This is a genomic window from Streptomyces sp. NPDC058650, assembly GCF_042717315.1.
Classification (GTDB): Bacteria; Actinomycetota; Actinomycetes; order Streptomycetales; family Streptomycetaceae; genus Streptomyces.
The window spans coordinates 191,206-204,441 of the sequence record NZ_JBHXRL010000014.1 but is presented as its reverse complement, the minus strand read 5'-3'; the positions used below and the strand labels follow the sequence as shown (position 1 = coordinate 204,441).

12 protein-coding genes and 1 tRNA gene are annotated in these 13,236 nt (G+C 67.7%); 10 read left to right on the top strand and 3 right to left on the bottom strand.

All coding sequences use genetic code 11. From position 1 onward, the window contains the following. Positions 1-112: 112 nt before the first annotated feature. Positions 113-751: an NAD(P)-dependent oxidoreductase gene (locus ACFWWU_RS24700; RefSeq protein ID WP_384147973.1), complete on the bottom strand. Its 639-nt coding sequence runs from the start codon at positions 749-751 to the stop codon at positions 113-115. Between the two features lie 87 nt (positions 752-838). Here ACFWWU_RS24700 and ACFWWU_RS24695 point away from each other — a divergent pair, with 87 nt between their 5' ends. Beyond that, positions 839-1,429, top strand: a complete 591-nt coding sequence (locus ACFWWU_RS24695) for a TetR/AcrR family transcriptional regulator (RefSeq protein ID WP_384147972.1) — start codon at positions 839-841, stop codon at positions 1,427-1,429. A gap of 16 nt (positions 1,430-1,445) precedes the next feature. Here the strand turns inward: ACFWWU_RS24695 and ACFWWU_RS24690 are convergent, their stop codons facing one another. Further along, complete coding sequence (locus ACFWWU_RS24690; RefSeq protein WP_384147971.1) at positions 1,446-2,468, bottom strand: adenosine deaminase; 1,023 nt, start codon at positions 2,466-2,468, stop codon at positions 1,446-1,448. A 117-nt stretch (positions 2,469-2,585) separates the two neighbouring features. Then, the gene (locus ACFWWU_RS24685) at positions 2,586-3,812 is read right to left on the bottom strand and encodes a pyridoxal phosphate-dependent aminotransferase (protein ID WP_329621736.1); all 1,227 of its coding nucleotides are present in this window, start codon (positions 3,810-3,812) and stop codon (positions 2,586-2,588) included. Positions 3,813-4,018: 206 nt separating this feature from the next. On the opposite strand from ACFWWU_RS24685, the gene ACFWWU_RS24680 reads away from it, so the two are divergent. The 9 genes from ACFWWU_RS24680 to rpoB all read left to right on the top strand — a co-directional run bounded on the left by ACFWWU_RS24680 (position 4,019) and on the right by rpoB (position 13,177). After that, positions 4,019-4,091 (top strand) — tRNA-Trp (locus tag ACFWWU_RS24680). 104 nt (positions 4,092-4,195) lie between these two features. Beyond that, entirely contained in the window at positions 4,196-4,483 is a 288-nt protein-coding gene (gene secE, locus ACFWWU_RS24675; protein WP_024755368.1) for a preprotein translocase subunit SecE, read from the top strand. A 44-nt stretch (positions 4,484-4,527) separates the two neighbouring features. Further along, entirely contained in the window at positions 4,528-5,448 is a 921-nt protein-coding gene (gene nusG / locus ACFWWU_RS24670) for a transcription termination/antitermination protein NusG (protein ID WP_384147970.1), read from the top strand. A 158-nt stretch (positions 5,449-5,606) separates the two neighbouring features. Further along, complete coding sequence (rplK, locus tag ACFWWU_RS24665; protein ID WP_206959477.1) at positions 5,607-6,041, top strand: 50S ribosomal protein L11; 435 nt, start codon at positions 5,607-5,609, stop codon at positions 6,039-6,041. 77 nt (positions 6,042-6,118) lie between these two features. Then, positions 6,119-6,847 (top strand): 50S ribosomal protein L1, encoded by a 729-nt coding sequence (gene rplA, locus ACFWWU_RS24660; protein ID WP_384147969.1) that lies wholly within the window; start codon positions 6,119-6,121, stop codon positions 6,845-6,847. 117 nt (positions 6,848-6,964) lie between these two features. Continuing rightward, positions 6,965-7,876 carry a hypothetical protein gene (locus tag ACFWWU_RS24655; RefSeq protein ID WP_384147968.1) on the top strand — a complete coding sequence of 304 codons (912 nt, stop codon included), beginning with the start codon at positions 6,965-6,967 and terminating at the stop codon, positions 7,874-7,876. Positions 7,877-8,123: 247 nt separating this feature from the next. Further along, positions 8,124-8,654, top strand: a complete 531-nt coding sequence (gene rplJ / locus ACFWWU_RS24650) for a 50S ribosomal protein L10 (RefSeq protein ID WP_329621733.1) — start codon at positions 8,124-8,126, stop codon at positions 8,652-8,654. A 110-nt stretch (positions 8,655-8,764) separates the two neighbouring features. Further along, positions 8,765-9,145 carry a 50S ribosomal protein L7/L12 gene (rplL, locus tag ACFWWU_RS24645; RefSeq protein WP_384147967.1) on the top strand — a complete coding sequence of 127 codons (381 nt, stop codon included), beginning with the start codon at positions 8,765-8,767 and terminating at the stop codon, positions 9,143-9,145. Between the two features lie 549 nt (positions 9,146-9,694). Beyond that, positions 9,695-13,177: a DNA-directed RNA polymerase subunit beta gene (gene rpoB, locus ACFWWU_RS24640; RefSeq protein ID WP_317598343.1), complete on the top strand. Its 3,483-nt coding sequence runs from the start codon at positions 9,695-9,697 to the stop codon at positions 13,175-13,177. Positions 13,178-13,236 lie beyond the last annotated feature (59 nt).

The window sequence follows — 13,236 nt, the reverse complement described above, 5'->3', positions numbered from 1 at the left end:
CGTAGCCCTTCGGGCACGGGAGGTACCCCCACCGCGTCGACTCCCTCCTCCGCCTTGCGATGCACGCCACCAGACGCCGCTCCCTGATCCGGCCTGATCCAAACGACAGACCCTAGTAGGCGACGCCCACGCCCTGCTTGACCGTCGCCGGGGCGTCGATCATCGCCAGCATCGCGTGGGCCACGTCCGCGCGGGCCAGCGTGCGGCCCCGGGGCGGATTGCCGCCGACGACCGTGCGGTACCGGCCGGTGAGCGGCTTGTCGGTCAGCTTCGGCGGGCGGACCGAGGTCCAGTCCGTGCCGCTCGCCGCCAGCGCGGACTCCATCACCCGCAGATCGGCGTAGACGTCCTTCAGGACGCTGCTGATCACCGCGAGGACCGCCTTGTCGAGCACCCCGTCGCCCGCCGCGGCGGGGCCCACCGGCGCCGCGCTGACCACCAGGAGCCGCCGGACCCGCTCCGCCTCCATCGCCGTGAGCACCGAGCGCGTCAGCCGGGCCGCCACGCCCGTGGCCGCGTCAGCGCGACCGCGGGCGCCGAGGCCCGACAGCACGGCGTCCCGGCCGGTGACGGCCGCGCGCAGCGTCTCCGGGGCGGCGAGGTCGGCCCGGTGGACCACGAGCCGCTCCCCGGTCACCGCCAGCCGCGCCGGGTCCCGCACCACCGCCGTCACCTCGTGGCCCGAGGCCAGTGCCTGGCGGACGATCTCCCGGCCGATGCCGCCGGTCGCGCCGAAGACAGTGAGCTTCATGTCGCACCCTCCCGGGGTGGGTAAGTGTTCACTCACCCCCAGGGTGGGTGGATACTCACTCACGCGTCAAGCGTGGCTGGAGGATGCATGGAACAGAGGCCGACCCGCGTACGGATCGTCGACGCCGCGCGCGACCTCATGCGGACGGCGGGGCTCGCCCGCACCACGACCAAGGAGATCGCCAAGGCGGCAGGCTGCTCGGAGGCGGCGCTCTACAAGTACTTCGCGAGCAAGGAAGAGCTCTTCCTGACCGTCCTCGACGAACGGCTGCCCCGGCTCGGCGGGCTGCTCGCCGCCCTCGCCGCCGACCCCGGCAGCCGCACCGTCGAGGAGAACCTCACCGAGATCGCCCGGCAGGCCGCCCTCTTCTACGAGGAGAGCTTTCCGATGGCCGCCTCGCTCTACGCCGAGCCGCAGCTCAAGGCCCGCCACGAGGAGGGCATGCGCCGCCTCGGCGCCGGCCCGCACAAGCCCGTCGAAGGGCTCACCGCCTACCTCCGCACCGAGCAGCGCCTCGGCCGCGTCGGGGCCGACGCCGACCCGCGGGCGGCGGCCGCGCTCCTCCTCGGCGCCTGCGTCCAGCGGGCCTTCGCGTACGAGATGACCGAGGACGGCCCCGGGCCGCTCGACGACTTCGCCCGCTCGATCGCGCGCACGCTGATGCGCGGGATCGGCTAGAGGGTCGGTCCACGGTTCAGCCGGCGATCCAGTCGTCGATCCCCGCCAGCAGCTTCGCCCTGACGCCCTCCGGGGCCGCCGAGCCCCGCACCGACTGACGGGCCAGCTCCGCCAGCTCCGCGTCCGTGAAGCCGTGGTACCGGCGGGCGATCTCGTACTGCGCCGCGAGCCGGGACCCGAAGAGCAGCGGGTCGTCGGCGCCCAGCGCCATCGGCACACCCGCCTCGAAGAGCGTCCGCAGCGGTACGTCCTCGTGCCGCTCGTACACCCCGAGTGCCACGTTCGACGCGGGGCAGACCTCGCAGGTCACCCCGCGCTCCGCGAGCTTCCGCAGCAGCCGGGGGTCCTCCGCCGCCCGCACCCCGTGGCCGACGCGCGAGGCCCGCAGATCGTCCAGGCAGTCCCGTACGGAGGCGGGGCCCGTCAGCTCCCCGCCGTGCGGGGCCGCGAGCAGACCGCCGTCGCGGGCGATCGAGAACGCCCGGTCGAAGTCGCGCGCCAGGCCCCGCCGCTCGTCGTTGGAGAGCCCGAAGCCGACCACGCCCCGGTCCGCGTACCGCACCGCGAGCCGGGCGAGCGTCCGCGCCTCCAGGGGATGCTTCATCCGGTTCGCGGCGACGAGCACGCGCATCCCGAGCCCGGTCTCCCGGGCGGCCGCGTCGACCGCGTCCAGGATGATCTCCATGGCCGCGATGAGCCCGCCGAGCAGCGGGGCGTACGAGGTGGGGTCGACCTGGATCTCCAGCCACCCGGAGCCGTCCCTGACGTCCTCCTCGGCGGCCTCGCGGACCAGCCGCCGGATGTCCTCGGGCTCGCGCAGGCAGGAGCGCGCGATGTCGTACAGGCGCTGGAAGCGGAACCAGCCGCGCTCGTCGGTCGCCCGTAGTTTCGGGGGCGTCCCGCTGCTGAGCGCCTCGGGAAGATGGACGCCGTACTTGTCGGCCAGCTCGATGAGCGTCGTGGGCCGCATCGAACCGGTGAAGTGCAGGTGCAGATGGGCCTTGGGCAGCAAGGTGATGTCGCGTGAAACGTGCTCCATCGACTGATACTGCCGCACCCGAATGGACGAAGGCACCCCGTTTCCCCGATCGGGACCTTGCTAGAACGCAAAAACGGGCCCCCGCTCCGAAGAGCGGGGGCCCATCAGGTCACGCGATCAGGCAGTCGCCTCGGCGAGCAGCTTCTGGATCCGGGACACGCCCTCGACCAGGTCCTCGTCACCGAGCGCGTAGGACAGGCGCAGGTAGCCCGGCGTGCCGAAGGCCTCGCCGGGGACGACCGCGACCTCGGCCTCGTCGAGGATCAGGGCGGCGAGCTCGACGGAGGTCTCGGGGCGCTTGCCGCGGATCTCCTTGCCGAGCAGCCCCTTCACCGAGGGGTACGCGTAGAACGCGCCCTCCGGCGTCGGGCAGTACACGCCCTCGATCTCGTTCAGCATCCGCACGATGGTCTGGCGGCGGCGGTCGAAGGCGGTGCGCATCTCCGCGACCGCGTCCAGGTTGCCCGAGACGGCGGCGAGGGCGGCGATCTGCGCGACGTTGCTCACGTTGGACGTGGCGTGCGACTGGAGGTTCGTCGCGGCCTTCACGACGTCCTTCGGGCCCACGATCCACCCGACGCGCCAGCCGGTCATCGCGTACGTCTTCGCGACACCGTTGACCACGATGCACTTGTCGCGCAGCTCGGGCACGATCGCCGGCAGCGAGGTGAACTTCGCGTCGCCGTAGACCAGGTGCTCGTAGATCTCGTCGGTCAGGACCCACAGGCCGTGCTCGACGGCCCAGCGGCCGATCGCCTCGGCGTCGGCCTCGGGGTACACGGCGCCGGTCGGGTTGGACGGCGAGACGAAGAGGACGACCTTGGTCTTCTCCGTGCGCGCGGCCTCCAGCTGCTCCACGGAGACCCGGTAGCCGGTGGTCTCGTCGGCGACGACCTCCACCGGGACGCCGCCCGCGAGACGGATCGACTCGGGGTACGTCGTCCAGTACGGCGCCGGGACGATGACCTCGTCGCCCGGGTCGAGGATCGCGGCGAAGGCCTCGTAGATCGCCTGCTTGCCGCCGTTGGTCACGAGGACCTGGGAGGCGTCGACCTCGTAACCCGAGTCGCGCAGCGTCTTGGCGGCGATCGCGGCCTTCAGCTCGGGCAGACCGCCGGCCGGCGTGTAGCGGTGGAACTTCGGGTTCCTGCAAGCCTCGACGGCCGCCTCGACGATGTAGTCGGGGGTCGGGAAGTCGGGCTCACCGGCGCCGAAGCCGATCACCGGGCGTCCGGCGGCCTTGAGGGCCTTGGCCTTGGCGTCGACGGCGAGGGTGGCGGACTCGGAGATCGCACCGATGCGGGCGGAGACCCGACGCTCGGTGGGAGGGGTAGCAGCGCTCATACGGCCCATCGTCCCAGACCTCGTCAGGGCCCGGCACACAGGTTTCACGGACCGGACAGGAATGGTCATTCCCGGTCGTACGCCCGTCCGAGGGCAGGTCGGCGTGGTTTCTGTTCGACGCGGACCCCCATCACCACGTATGCTCACTGCTCGTTGGCCCGCACCGACCACATCTCACGATGCGGTAGGTTGAGGGACACCAACAAAGGGTCGTAGCTCAATTGGTAGAGCACCGGTCTCCAAAACCGGCGGTTGGGGGTTCAAGTCCCTCCGGCCCTGCTACACACACCGCCAGGTGTTGTGCGCATGTACGTACTTCATTGCACCGCCGTGCGGCTCCATCCCGGGCGCGGCACGGCCGACCCGGAATCAGGTGAGAGATCGTGACGGACGCCGTAGGCTCCATCGACATGCCTGATGCCGACGACGAGGCCTCTGAGTCCAAGAAGAAGGCCCGCAAGGGCGGCAAGCGCGGCAAGAAGGGCCCCCTGGGCCGTCTCGCGCTCTTCTACCGCCAGATCGTGGCGGAGCTCCGCAAGGTCGTCTGGCCCACTCGTAGCCAGCTGACGTCGTACACCACTGTGGTGATTATCTTCGTCGTCATCATGATCGGCCTTGTCACCGTGATTGACTATGGCTTCCAGGAAGCAGTCAAGTACGTCTTCGGCTGACTTTTTGTTCCACCCCATCTGTATCGCAGGAAGAAGCAGCCACCGTGTCTGACGCGAACCTGAACGACGCCGTCGAGTCCGAGTCCGTCGAGGACGAGCTGGACATCGTCGAGGCCGCCGACGAGGACCAGGCCGACGCTGCTGACGACGCTGCTGGCGAGGCCGCCGAGGAAGCCGCTGTCCACGTCGAGGACGAGGACGAGGCGGAAGCCGACGAGACCGAGGACTCCGTCGAGGAGTCCGACGACGTCGAGGAGTCCGACGACGAGGACTCCGACGTCGAGGAGTCCGTCGAGGCCGAGGACGCCGAGGACGAGACCGAGGAGGAGGCCGAGCCGGCCGCCCCGGTCGACCCGGTCGCCGCGCTTCGCGAGGAGCTCCGCACCCTTCCCGGCGAGTGGTACGTCATCCACACCTACGCCGGCTACGAGAAGCGCGTGAAGGCCAACCTCGAGCAGCGTGCCGTCTCGCTCAACGTCGAGGACTTCATCTACCAGGCCGAGGTCCCCGAGGAAGAGATCGTCCAGATCAAGGGCGGCGAGCGGAAGAACGTCAAGCAGAACAAGCTTCCCGGCTACGTTCTCGTCCGCATGGACCTGACGAACGAGTCCTGGGGCGTCGTCCGCAACACCCCCGGCGTCACCGGCTTCGTGGGCAACGCCTACGACCCGTACCCGCTGACCCTGGACGAGATCGTCAAGATGCTCGCCCCGGAGGCCGAGGAGAAGGCCGCCCGCGAGGCCGCCGAGGCCGAGGGCAAGCCCGCTCCCGCCCGCAAGCTGGAGGTCCAGGTTCTGGACTTCGAGGTCGGCGACTCGGTCACGGTCACGGACGGTCCCTTCGCGACCCTCCAGGCCACGATCAACGAGATCAACCCGGACTCGAAGAAGGTCAAGGGCCTCGTCGAGATCTTCGGTCGCGAGACCCCGGTCGAGCTGAGCTTCGACCAGATCCAGAAGAACTGATCTCACCGTCTTCCGACCAGGTCAGAGTGGCTCTCACAGCCGCTCTGACCTGCTCGGTTTTTAGCCGCGCTTCGATACCCGTTATCGTTGTGCGGTATGCCTGCATCCGGATGACCGGAAGGCGGGCTGAACACTCTCACTAGGACCCGGAGAGAGCAATGCCTCCCAAGAAGAAGAAGGTCACGGGGCTTATCAAGCTCCAGATCAACGCCGGTGCGGCGAACCCGGCCCCGCCGGTCGGCCCCGCGCTCGGTCAGCACGGCGTCAACATCATGGAGTTCTGCAAGGCCTACAACGCCGCGACCGAGTCGCAGCGTGGCATGGTCGTGCCGGTGGAGATCACGGTCTACGACGACCGCAGCTTCACCTTCATCACCAAGACTCCGCCGGCCGCGAAGCTGATCCTCAAGGCCGCTGGTGTGGACAAGGGCTCCGGCGAGCCGCACAAGACCAAGGTCGCGAAGCTCACGGCCGCTCAGGTCCGCGACATCGCCACGGTCAAGCTGCCCGACCTGAACGCCAACGACCTGGACGCCGCGTCGAAGATCATCGCCGGCACCGCCCGTTCGATGGGCATCACGGTCGAGGGCTGATCACCCCCCTCGTGACCTAGTGGTAGGGCCTGCGCGGCCCGCACCACGACTCCATACCTGAACCAACAGGAGCAGAAGTGAAGCGCAGCAAGGCTCTCCGCAGCGCGGACGCCAAGATCGACCGGGAGCGTAACTACGCCCCCCTCGAGGCCGTCCGTCTCGCCAAGGACACCGCCGCCACCAAGTTCGACGGCACCGTCGAGGTCGCCTTCCGCCTGGGCGTCGACCCGCGCAAGGCCGACCAGATGGTCCGCGGCACCGTGAACCTCCCGCACGGCACCGGCAAGACCGCCCGGGTCCTGGTCTTCGCGACCGGTGACCGTGCCGAGGCCGCGATTGCCGCCGGCGCCGACATCGTCGGCTCCGACGAGCTCATCGACGAGATCTCCAAGGGCAACCGCCTGAACGAGTTCGACGCCGTTGTGGCCACCCCGGACCTCATGGGCAAGGTCGGCCGCCTCGGCCGCGTCCTCGGCCCGCGTGGTCTCATGCCGAACCCCAAGGTCGGCACCGTCACCCCCGACGTGGCGAAGGCTGTCAACGAGATCAAGGGCGGCAAGATCGAGTTCCGCGTCGACAAGCACTCGAACCTGCACTTCATCATCGGCAAGGTCTCCTTCGACGAGACGAAGCTGGTCGAGAACTACGCCGCGGCCCTGGACGAGATCCTTCGTCTGAAGCCGTCCGCCGCCAAGGGCCGCTACATCAAGAAGGCGACCCTGGCGACGACGATGGGCCCCGGCATCCCGCTGGACTCCAACCGCACCCGTAACCTCCTCGTCGAGGAGGACCCGGCCGCGGTCTGAACCTCACCGGTTCACTGAGTGGTCGACAGGCCCTCGCCTCTCCCCGGAGAGGCGAGGGCCTGTTCTTTGTTACGGTTCAAGGAACCGTAAAGGCTTAACAAGGGGTGGGGAACGCTCATGAACATGTCCGCATGGAAGCGCGCGGGCGTCGCCCTGACGGCCACGGCCGTCGTGGTGGGTGTCGCGGGTTGTCAGGACGGCGGGGACGCCAAGGCGGGCGCCGAGGTGCAGAACCGCGGGGACGTCACGAAGGTCATCCAGGCCGCGTACGAGAAGACGTCGGCCGCCAAGGCCGCCAAGGTCAAGATGACGATGAGCATGACCGGCGTCGGCGCGGACTCGGGCACCGCCGAGATGACCGGCGTCCAGGGCTGGGACCCCGCGGTCATGGACATCACCGTGAAGGGCTCCATGCTCACCGCGGGCGACCCCGCCGCCCCCGACCAGGTCCGCATGCTCATGGTCGACAACGTCATGTACCTGGACATGGGCGCGAAGCAGGCCGCCGAGATGGACGGCAAGCGCTGGATGAAGCTGGACATGAAGGCGGCCGCGGACGCCGCCGGCGACAAGGCGCTCCAGAAGCAGATGACCGGTGGCCTGGAGAGCATGAACCAGGACCCGTCCCAGCAGCTCGCGCTGCTCCTCGACTCCCCGAACCTGAAGCACGTCGGGGCCGAGAAGATCAACGGCATGGAGACCCAGCACTACAAGGGCACGCTCACCGTCGAGCAGATGCTCGCCGCCAACGAGTCGTCGAAGCTCCTCTCCAAGGAGGACCACGACACCCTCATCGCCAACGTGAAGAAGATGGGCATGAAGGGGTACGACACCGAGGTCTGGGTCAACGACGCGGGCTTCCCGGCGCGCATGGACGTCGGCATGACCATGGCCGAGGGCGCGATGAAGATGCGGGCCGACTACAGCGACTACGGCACCCAGGCCACCGTCCAGGCGCCGCCGGCCAAGGACACCGTGGACCTGTTCAAGATGCTCAAGGAGCTCGGCGAGGGCCTCGGCCAGGGCTGATTTGCCCGAACCGCACCCCGTCACGTACGCTTCCACAGAAGCCAAAGACCGCTGGTCGTCGCTGCTCCCACCAGGGTGCGGTGGCCGAAGGATTCGCTGAGATGCGAACGACCCGCGCAGGTGACTGTGGATGAGTTCCCGGATCTTCGTGATGCGGTCGAGCCAAGCCCCGGCGCCTGCGCCGGGGCGTTTTGTTTTGTTCAGCCCCTTCCGCGCGGTCCCATCACCCGGAAGGAGGCCGACGCTCATGGCAAGGCCCGACAAGGCTGCCGCGGTAGCCGAGCTCAAGGACAAGTTCCAGAGCTCGAACGCCGTCGTGCTGACCGAGTACCGGGGTCTCACCGTTGCGCAGCTCAAGACGCTGCGTCGTTCGCTCGGTGAGAACGCCCAGTACGCCGTGGTGAAGAACACGCTGACCAAGATTGCGGCCAACGAGGCCGGGATCACTTCGCTCGACGACCAGTTCACCGGTCCGACGGGCGCCGCCTTCATCACCGGTGACCCGGTGGAGTCGGCGAAGGGTCTTCGTGACTTCGCCAAGGAGAACCCGAATCTCATCATCAAGGGCGGTGTCCTTGACGGTAAGGCGCTGACCGCCGATGAGATCAAGAAGCTTGCGGACCTCGAGTCCCGCGAGGTTCTGCTCAGCAAGCTGGCCGGCGCGTTCAAGGGCAAGCAGTCTCAGGCTGCCTCGCTCTTCCAGGCGCTGCCGTCGAAGTTCGTCCGCACCGCGGAGGCGCTTCGCGTCAAGCTCGCCGAGCAGGGCGGTGCCGAGTAATTCGGCTCGCGCATTGATCCGCGCCGCCTAGCGCGCGGGTCTCAGCGGGCCGTTACGCCCGCCTCTACATACATCCGGCACCTGCCGAATTAGTGGAAGGATCGCCCATCATGGCGAAGCTCTCTCAGGACGACCTCCTCGCCCAGTTCGAGGAGATGACCCTCATCGAGCTCTCCGAGTTCGTTAAGGCGTTCGAGGACAAGTTCGACGTCACCGCCGCCGCGGCCGTCGCCGTTGCCGGCCCGGGCGCCCCGGTTGCCGCCGAGGCCGAGGCCGAGCAGGACGAGTTCGACGTCGTCCTCGAGGGCGCCGGCGACAAGAAGATCCAGGTCATCAAGGTCGTGCGCGAGCTCACCTCCCTGGGCCTCAAGGAGGCCAAGGACCTCGTCGACGGCACCCCGAAGGCCGTCCTCGAGAAGGTCGCGAAGGACGTTGCCGAGAAGGCCGCCGAGTCCCTCAAGGCCGCCGGCGCCTCCGTCACGGTCAAGTAAGACCGTTTCGAGTCGCTGTAGCTGACTCCTGCCCCCGTGTAACGCGGGAGCACCGAAAGGCGATCACCCTTGTGGGTGGTCGCCTTTCGGCGTTCCCCGGGAAGGGCGTGGCGGGGGCCCCTGAGGCCGCCGGAGGCGGAGTATGGTGATCTTCGCCGTGCGCCCCGCAGACCGGGGGGCCTTGACGAACCGCACGCAGCGCGCAATTCTCAGGACGCGTCGTCACAACGATCCGTATCCGAGGCATGGATCGACGACTGAACGGGCAGTATCGAGGTGCGCCACACGGCGCGAGGTACCGCGGAGTTGAGAGCAACGAGGGTCGCGAATTATTCGCCCTGGACATCAGTGAGCCAAGTGGCTACACTGACCCTTTGCGCTGCCTGTTAGCTGCCCCCTGCCCGTCACCAGGGGCATACCTTCGCATCCGCTTCGTGGACCGACCCCGTCTGAACTGGCCTTTTGGTCATGTCAGGAAAAGTCTGCCGCAAAGCATTGCTGGGGACCGGTACGCGCGTAGTGAGTCCGAGCCCTCGGAAGGACCCCCTCTTGGCCGCCTCGCGCAACGCCTCGACCAATACGAACAACGGCGCAAGCACCGCCCCGCTGCGCATCTCCTTTGCAAAGATCAAGGAGCCCCTCGAGGTTCCGAACCTCCTCGCGCTGCAGACCGAGAGTTTTGACTGGCTGCTCGGTAACGCCGCCTGGAAGGCTCGCGTCGAGGCTGCCCTTGAGTCGGGACAGGACGTCCCCACGAAGTCCGGCCTGGAAGAGATCTTCGAGGAGATCTCGCCGATCGAGGACTTCTCCGGGTCGATGTCGCTGACCTTCCGCGACCACCGTTTCGAGCCGCCGAAGAACTCGATCGACGAGTGCAAGGACCGTGACTTCACGTACGGTGCCCCGCTCTTCGTCACCGCCGAGTTCACCAACAACGAGACCGGCGAGATCAAGTCCCAGACGGTCTTCATGGGCGACTTCCCGCTCATGACCAACAAGGGCACCTTCGTCATCAACGGCACCGAGCGTGTCGTGGTGTCGCAGCTGGTCCGATCGCCGGGTGTCTACTTCGACTCCTCGATCGACAAGACGTCCGACAAGGACATCTTCTCCGCCAAGATCATCCCGTCCCGGGGTGCCTGGCTGGAGATGGAGATCGACAAGCGCGACCTGGTCGGTGTCCGCATCGACCGCAAGCGCAAGCAGTCGGTCACCGTACTGCTGAAGGCTCTCGGCTGGACCACCGAGCAGATCCTGCAGGAGTTCGGCGAGTACGAGTCCATGCGCGCCACCCTGGAGAAGGACCACACCCAGGGCCAGGACGACGCGCTGCTCGACATCTACCGCAAGCTGCGTCCGGGTGAGCCGCCGACCCGTGAGGCCGCTCAGACGCTGCTCGAGAACCTCTACTTCAACCCGAAGCGCTACGACCTCGCGAAGGTCGGCCGCTACAAGGTGAACAAGAAGCTCGGCGCCGACGAGCCGCTGGACGCCGGCGTGCTCACCACCGACGACGTCATCGCCACGATCAAGTACCTGGTCAAGCTCCACGCGGGCGAGACCGAGACGATCGGCGAGAACGGCAACGAGATCGTCGTCGAGACCGACGACATCGACCACTTCGGCAACCGTCGTCTGCGTAACGTCGGCGAGCTCATCCAGAACCAGGTCCGTACGGGTCTGGCTCGTATGGAGCGCGTCGTGCGTGAGCGCATGACCACCCAGGACGTCGAGGCGATCACGCCGCAGACCCTGATCAACATCCGGCCGGTCGTCGCCTCCATCAAGGAGTTCTTCGGCACCAGCCAGCTGTCCCAGTTCATGGACCAGAACAACCCGCTGTCGGGTCTGACGCACAAGCGTCGTCTCTCGGCGCTGGGCCCTGGTGGTCTGTCCCGTGAGCGGGCCGGCTTCGAGGTCCGAGACGTGCACCCGTCCCACTACGGACGCATGTGCCCGATCGAGACCCCCGAAGGCCCGAACATCGGTCTGATCGGTTCGCTCGCCTCGTACGGCCGCGTCAACGCGTTCGGCTTCATCGAGACGCCGTACCGCAAGGTCGTCGACGGCCAGGTCACCGACGAGGTCGACTACGTCACCGCCGACGAGGAGGACCGCTTCGTCATCGCGCAGGCCAACGCCGCGCTCAACGACGACATGCGGCTCACCGAGAACCGCGTCCTGGTGCGTAAGCGTGGCGGCGAGGTCGACTACGTCCTGCCGTCCGAGGTGGACTACATGGACGTCTCGCCGCGCCAGATGGTGTCGGTCGCGACCGCCATGATCCCGTTCCTCGAGCACGACGACGCCAACCGTGCCCTCATGGGCGCGAACATGATGCGTCAGGCCGTCCCGCTCATCAAGAGCGAGGCCCCGCTCGTCGGCACCGGCATGGAGTACCGCTGTGCCACCGACGCCGGTGACGTGCTCAAGGCCGAGAAGGACGGTGTCGTCCAGGAGCTGTCGGCCGACTACGTCACGGTCGCCAACGACGACGGCACGTACATCACGTACCGCCTGCACAAGTTCTCCCGCTCCAACCAGGGCACCTCTGTGAACCAGAAGGTCGTCGTGGACGAGGGCGACCGCGTCATCGAGGGCCAGGTCCTCGCCGACGGTCCCGCCACCGAAGACGGCGAGATGGCGCTCGGCAAGAACCTGCTCGTGGCGTTCATGCCGTGGGAGGGTCACAACTACGAGGACGCGATCATCCTGTCGCAGCGCCTCGTGCAGGACGACGTCCTCTCCTCGATCCACATCGAGGAGCACGAGGTCGACGCCCGTGACACCAAGCTCGGCCCGGAGGAGATCACCCGGGACATCCCGAACGTCTCCGAGGAGGTCCTCGCCGACCTCGACGAGCGCGGCATCATCCGTATCGGTGCCGAGGTCGTCGCCGGCGACATCCTCGTCGGCAAGGTCACGCCCAAGGGCGAGACCGAGCTGACCCCGGAGGAGCGTCTGCTCCGCGCGATCTTCGGTGAGAAGGCCCGTGAGGTCCGTGACACCTCGCTGAAGGTGCCGCACGGCGAGATCGGCAAGATCATCGGCGTCCGCGTCTTCGACCGCGAGGAGGGCGACGAGCTTCCCCCGGGCGTGAACCAGCTGGTCCGCGTCTACGTCGCCCAGAAGCGCAAGATCACCGATGGTGACAAGCTCGCCGGCCGTCACGGCAACAAGGGTGTCATCTCCAAGATCCTTCCGATCGAGGACATGCCCTTCCTCGAGGACGGCACGCCGGTCGACATCATCCTCAACCCGCTGGGTGTCCCGTCCCGAATGAACCCGGGACAGGTCCTGGAGATCCACCTCGGCTGGCTCGCCAGCCGCGGCTGGGACGTCTCCGGGCTCGCGGACGACTGGGCGCAGCGCCTCCAGGCGATCGGCGCCGACCAGGTCGCCCCGGGCACCAACGTCGCCACCCCGGTGTTCGACGGTGCGCGTGAGGACGAGCTCGCGGGTCTGCTGAACCACACCATCCCGAACCGCGACGGCGAGCGCATGGTGCAGCCGACCGGTAAGGCGAGGCTGTTCGACGGCCGCTCCGGCGAGCCGTTCCCGGACCCGATCTCCATCGGGTACATGTACATCCTCAAGCTCCACCACCTGGTCGACGACAAGCTGCACGCTCGGTCGACCGGTCCCTACTCGATGATCACCCAGCAGCCGCTGGGTGGTAAGGCCCAGTTCGGTGGCCAGCGCTTCGGTGAGATGGAGGTGTGGGCGCTGGAGGCTTATGGCGCCGCGTACGCCCTCCAGGAGCTGCTGACGATCAAGTCCGACGACGTGACCGGCCGCGTGAAGGTCTACGAGGCCATCGTCAAGGGCGAGAACATCCCTGAGCCCGGCATCCCCGAGTCCTTCAAGGTGCTCATCAAGGAGATGCAGTCCCTGTGCCTCAACGTGGAGGTGCTCTCTTCGGACGGCATGTCCATCGAGATGCGCGACACCGACGAGGACGTCTTCCGCGCAGCGGAGGAGCTCGGTATCGACCTGTCCCGGCGCGAGCCGAGCAGCGTCGAAGAGGTCTGACGGGAGTCCGGACCGGGGGTTCAGCGATGAACCCCCGGCCGGCCCCAGGACCCCCGTTC

Bases quoted from the DNA above. Each gene is read 5' to 3' on its own strand.
- ACFWWU_RS24685 (WP_329621736.1), bottom strand. From the start codon at position 3,812: ATGAGCGCTGCTACCCCTCCCACCGAGCGTCGGGTCTCCGCCCGCATC.
- ACFWWU_RS24690 (WP_384147971.1), bottom strand. From the start codon at position 2,468: ATGGAGCACGTTTCACGCGACATCACCTTGCTGCCCAAGGCCCATCTG.
- ACFWWU_RS24695 (WP_384147972.1), top strand. From the start codon at position 839: ATGGAACAGAGGCCGACCCGCGTACGGATCGTCGACGCCGCGCGCGAC.
- rplK (WP_206959477.1), top strand. From the start codon at position 5,607: ATGCCTCCCAAGAAGAAGAAGGTCACGGGGCTTATCAAGCTCCAGATC.
- ACFWWU_RS24655 (WP_384147968.1), top strand. From the start codon at position 6,965: ATGAACATGTCCGCATGGAAGCGCGCGGGCGTCGCCCTGACGGCCACG.
- rplJ (WP_329621733.1), top strand. From the start codon at position 8,124: ATGGCAAGGCCCGACAAGGCTGCCGCGGTAGCCGAGCTCAAGGACAAG.
- ACFWWU_RS24700 (WP_384147973.1), bottom strand. From the start codon at position 751: ATGAAGCTCACTGTCTTCGGCGCGACCGGCGGCATCGGCCGGGAGATC.
- rplL (WP_384147967.1), top strand. From the start codon at position 8,765: ATGGCGAAGCTCTCTCAGGACGACCTCCTCGCCCAGTTCGAGGAGATG.